The 4,595-nt window shown below is 41.6% G+C and carries 4 protein-coding genes; 1 reads left to right on the top strand and 3 read right to left on the bottom strand.

Going from position 1 to position 4,595, the window contains the following annotated elements; all coding sequences use genetic code 11:
- Nucleotides 1-125: 125 nt before the first annotated feature.
- The 3 genes from ACFE90_RS32845 to ACFE90_RS32835 all read right to left on the bottom strand — a co-directional run bounded on the left by ACFE90_RS32845 (nt 126) and on the right by ACFE90_RS32835 (nt 3,519).
- Nucleotides 126-1,340, bottom strand: coding sequence for a DUF790 family protein (locus ACFE90_RS32845; RefSeq protein ID WP_375506493.1), 1,215 nt, complete (start codon nt 1,338-1,340; stop codon nt 126-128).
- On the bottom strand, nt 1,270-2,850 hold the full coding sequence (locus ACFE90_RS32840; RefSeq protein ID WP_375506492.1) for a DEAD/DEAH box helicase: 1,581 nt from the start codon (nt 2,848-2,850) through the stop codon (nt 1,270-1,272). Before ACFE90_RS32840 ends, ACFE90_RS32845 begins: the two co-directional genes overlap by 71 nt.
- Before the next feature lie 441 nt (nt 2,851-3,291).
- On the bottom strand, nt 3,292-3,519 hold the full coding sequence (locus tag ACFE90_RS32835) for a hypothetical protein (protein WP_375506491.1): 228 nt from the start codon (nt 3,517-3,519) through the stop codon (nt 3,292-3,294).
- A 323-nt stretch (nt 3,520-3,842) separates the two neighbouring features.
- Here ACFE90_RS32835 and ACFE90_RS32830 point away from each other — a divergent pair.
- The coding region (locus ACFE90_RS32830; RefSeq protein ID WP_375506490.1) for a penicillin acylase family protein at nt 3,843-4,595 on the top strand (753 nt) is incomplete at its 3' end.

Raw genomic sequence — 4,595 nt, 5'->3', positions numbered from 1 at the left:
TCATCAATTACTATTACTACCTGATGTTCACCCTCTAGAATATCCAATGGTAATTGCGCTGTAATCTTACCATCTTTAGTAACTGTGGCAATTGTTTCTATAGATTTCATCTTATTCCTCCTTGTTCAATCCATTACAGCTAACACAGCTTTCGGCAATAACTTATCTTTAAACCAAACAATTCTGGCGGGGACATCATTTAATTTTACTCCCGCCTTTTCTAAATTAAGTCGCTCGGAAATTGCTAAAATTAAGTCATCACGTCCAGCCCGTCGCACTTGAGAAAACTTCTTTTGTAAATATTCTGGTCGCCAATAACCAACAATTTCTAATAAGAAGGTACGTCCATCAGAATGCACTAAGCGAAAATCGGGAATCATCACACTACCAGGAATTGGTATCAAATCAACTTCTCGCTCTAATGCCCAACCACTTTTTAACGCATCCCACTTATCAGCGAAGGATGCTTCTAGCATACTATCGTAGGGTTTACCTGGTGGATAGTGGGATACCAAACCACATTCAGAATTGAGAGTAAAACGTCCAGTTTTCCAAGTATTTGTATAAGCATCGCGGGTTTGGAGAATGGACGAAAGACTCCATTTAGTAACGTGAAGTAAAGCCGGAATAAGTTTAGCGATCGCTAATCCATACCGCGTACTAGGATTAAACAAACTCGTCGGCCCATCTATCGTAATTGTAAACCCGTGGTCAGCATCACCTTCAATATAAGCCATCAATTGAAACAACTTCAAATAGCGAAATAAGAGCTTATATTCACCCGGAACATTCCGGTGAGCATTTAACACCAGTTGACTGGCTTTATAAAATACACCCTGTACCTGAGATAAATTATATCTATTTAACAAATCTGGCGCTGTTGGTGCATCAAACACTGTCAAAATCTTATTTTCAGATAAATCAGCATAAAGTCCATTACGAACCTGTTCTAATATAACTTCGCGCTCAAGTTCTTGAGTTAATTCATCAGCAATTTTACTCAGAGTAACTTGTGTAGATTCCCGACTAGAAACCGATTTTGCAGCCAGAGAAAACACCCGTTCTCTTAACATTTGTGGTTCCAGAGGACTAACCACCTCAAAAGTACAAAAACTGCTTTTGAGAATATAAGCTAATCCCCGCTTCACCCGATAATCTGTAGAATCTCCTTCAAAATCAGTCAGTTGTCGCTCAAGCACACCTTGAGTTTTCCCCACTGCTGATTGAAAATAATTAATTAACTCAATCGCCAACTCTGAAGTTTTCTGATCAATCTTCAGTCTCTTCGGAATGATCTCCTCCCCGTTTTGGCGATGCATCAGTAAGTCTGTCGGTAACATCTGCTGAATTTTGGATTTTAGATTTTGGATTTTGGATTGAATAATTAATTTCTAACTGTTCCGCAGCCTTCAAACTCCGTTCTTTCCCACTCCCATACACAACCTGTAAATTCCCTTTCCTTTCTTTTTCTTCCCCCACCTTCCTCTCCCCTCTCCGCCTAGCCGAAGTCCCCTCCTCACTCGTATCCTCCGCCACTACCTCATACAAAATCGCCTGTTTATTCTCAATATTCCCCTTCCGTAAAACCCTACCCAAGCGTTGAGTATACTCCCTAGCCGAACCCGTTCCAGATAAAATAATTGCCACAGAAGCCGCAGGTACATCCACACCTTCATTCAACACATGAGAAGCAACCAAAGTATTATATTTACCCTCTCGAAACTTTGTTAATATCTCATGCCGTTCTTTAACAGGCGTTTGATGAGTAATTGCCGGAATTAGCAACTCTTGAGAAATGCGGTAAACTGTTGTATTATCCGCAGTAAAAATCAAAATTCGTGCCGGATAATGTTCTGCCAATAAATCAATCAGAATTCGCAATTTTCCATCAGTACCCAAAGCGATATCTTTCGCTTCTCGATGCGCTAACATCGCCCTACGTCCAGATTGCGATCTAGCACTCATTTGCACGAACATTTGCCAACCTTGAAGGCTTCCCAAAGAAATCTTTGATTGTTTCAAAAAGTCATTGCGGGTTTGAATTAACTGGTTGTATCTTTCCCGCTCAAGTTGCGATAACTTTACTTTAATTTGAACAATTTCATGCTCTGCTAACGCCTTCCCCGCCAAATCCTCAGCGCGTTTGCGATATACTTCTTGACCAATGAGGATATTTAAGTCAGCGTGTTTACCATCAGTGCGTTCTGGTGTAGCGGAGAGTCCCAGGCGATAAGGTGCGATCGCATATTCAGCAATCACCCGATTAAAATCTGTGGGTAAATGATGACATTCATCAAAAACAATCAAACCATATTGATTCCCCAACGTCTCAGCGTGAATTGCTGCACTATCATAAGTTGCAACGAGAATAGCTGTTCTATCCCGCGAACCACCACCCAGCAATCCCACCTCAGCATCCGGGAAAGCCGCTACCAAGTGTGCATACCACTGATGCATTAAATCCAAAGTTGGCACCACAATTAGCGTCGTGCGCGGCGTTGATTGCATCGCCATTTGCGCCAAATAAGTCTTTCCCGCCGCCGTGGGCAGCACAACAACCCCTTGTCTACCCGCCAGTTTCCAAGCTGCTAGCGCTTCAGTTTGGTGGGGATAGGGTTCCATTTCCAGACTAGGAACCAAATCTACAGGATAAAATTGCTTTGCCTCATCGATAAAATTCACATCTTCCGCTTGTAGTGCTTCCACTAGCGATCGGTATCTAATTGCGGGAATGCGGAATTTTTCAACTCTATCATCCCATGTAGCATAATCCATCCAACCTTTGCCGCGTGGTGGTGGATGCAAAATTAATGTGCCGCGATCAAAATTTAATGTAGGAGTACGAGCCATTTATGGGGATTGGGCATTGGGGATTGGGCATGGAGGATTGGGGATTGGGCATTGGGCATTGGTAATTTTTCCATTCGCCATGCCCCATGCGCTATGCCCCATTTCCTAGTCTATTGATTACTAATAACGCAAAAAGTGCATGATTCATCCAAGTGACTCTGACAAAAGCCAACTAGATACGCTTGTTATTAATGGAATGTATGAGCCATAAACCAACAATAATCTTGCTGAATCATATATGCTGTGACATTATTAGCTGTTGGAAGCGCATTGCAACTAACACTATTGCTACAGCCACTACTGAAACCAACTATTTTTTTGCTATTGCAAAAAAGCCGGAGAAGTTTCTTATCTTCTCCGGTTCTTGTTTCAATGCCACCTTGTTAAATGTGGAAAAATAGCTGTTTTTGATTTTATAAAATTGCTAGTAGCAGTTTATACTTAGGTTGTTTCAATTGTTTGTGACACAACAGGTGGTTTTAACAGATCATCTAATGTTGGCACAAGAATTACGTGAGATGTAGGAGGTTCCCCAGCATCTTTAACTTTGGGAACCTCACTTACAGGGGAAGGATTTCCACTTTCTGTGGGAGTGCCTCCTTTATAGCTTTCTTCTTCTTCTTCGGTAAGCTCCCTCAGAATACCTAATTCTAAAATTTTAATAACCATTCGTAAAACCTCTAAAATTAAAACTTACATAAAAAATGTATAGCAAATACATTGATATATCAATATGTATGTTTAATTTTTTTTAAACGCACTATAATCTGTATAAACGCCTTGCGATTTTGGAATTTTATAGTCAACTTCTAATAAATACGTCGTTTTCACGGAAAAACATACCGGAGTGAGTAGGTTTCCCTTTTTGCTTTTTCAAGAGTTTTACCCAAGTGCTTAACTTTTGGTATGCTTGAGGCTGAAGAGAAAGCCGTCCTATAAGTGCGTAGCTCTAAACCTATTTTTCTGGTAAAATCGCGTAATTTCACTAAACAATGCCACGGCAAGCCCAAATAAAAACCTTCAGGAAACGTTGGTGGTTTCCCCAGATTCTCAAAAGAACTCTGATTGTACTGTTAATAATGAGTCTATTGTTAGTGGAATTCGCCACTTACACTGTGCGCCAATCCTTTGCTCAAGAAAGTGGCACAATTCAACTACCTGAACTTAAAGCAGAAGTAACTGTCCAGCGCGATAAATGGGGAATTCCCCATATTTATGCTGCCAACTCCCACGATTTATTTATGGCGCAAGGTTATATCCACGCCCAAGACCGATTTTGGCAAATGGATTTTTGGCGACACATCGGTTCTGGGCGACTGTCAGAAATGTTTGGTTCCTCTCAGGTGGAGACTGACAGATATCTGCGGACAATGGGTTGGGCAAGGGTGGCACAGCAAGAAATTCAGGAAATGAATGCAGAGATGAAGGCATACTTGGAAGCTTATGCAGATGGTGTAAATGCTTATCTGGCAGAGCATCAAGGCAACGCCCTGAGTCTAGAATACGCTGTGCTAAAATTCCTTAATCCTGGGTATAAGCCAGAACCTTGGCAAGTAGTGCATTCGCTGACTTGGGGCAAGGTAATGGCTTACGATTTGGGCAGAAATTTCCAGAGCGAAATTGAACGTGCTATCCTGCTCAAAACCATTACCGCCACTCAAGTAGAGGAACTTTTTCCACCATACTCTAAAGAACTGCCAGTGATTTTGCCTGAGTTCCAGGGAGGTGAGGGAGCAGGGGAGGTA

It is taken from the genome of uncultured Nostoc sp. (assembly GCF_964245445.1).
In the GTDB taxonomy this organism is placed as follows: Bacteria; Cyanobacteriota; Cyanobacteriia; order Cyanobacteriales; family Nostocaceae; genus Nostoc.
Note: the sequence above shows the minus strand (reverse complement) of the source record. Positions and strands in the feature narration are given on the sequence as shown.

What these genes read in the sequence shown, in the direction of transcription:
- ACFE90_RS32845 (WP_375506493.1), bottom strand. Translation starts at nt 1,340, where the DNA reads ATGTTACCGACAGACTTACTGATGCATCGCCAAAACGGGGAGGAGATC.
- ACFE90_RS32840 (WP_375506492.1), bottom strand. Translation starts at nt 2,850, where the DNA reads ATGGCTCGTACTCCTACATTAAATTTTGATCGCGGCACATTAATTTTG.
- ACFE90_RS32835 (WP_375506491.1), bottom strand. Translation starts at nt 3,519, where the DNA reads ATGGTTATTAAAATTTTAGAATTAGGTATTCTGAGGGAGCTTACCGAA.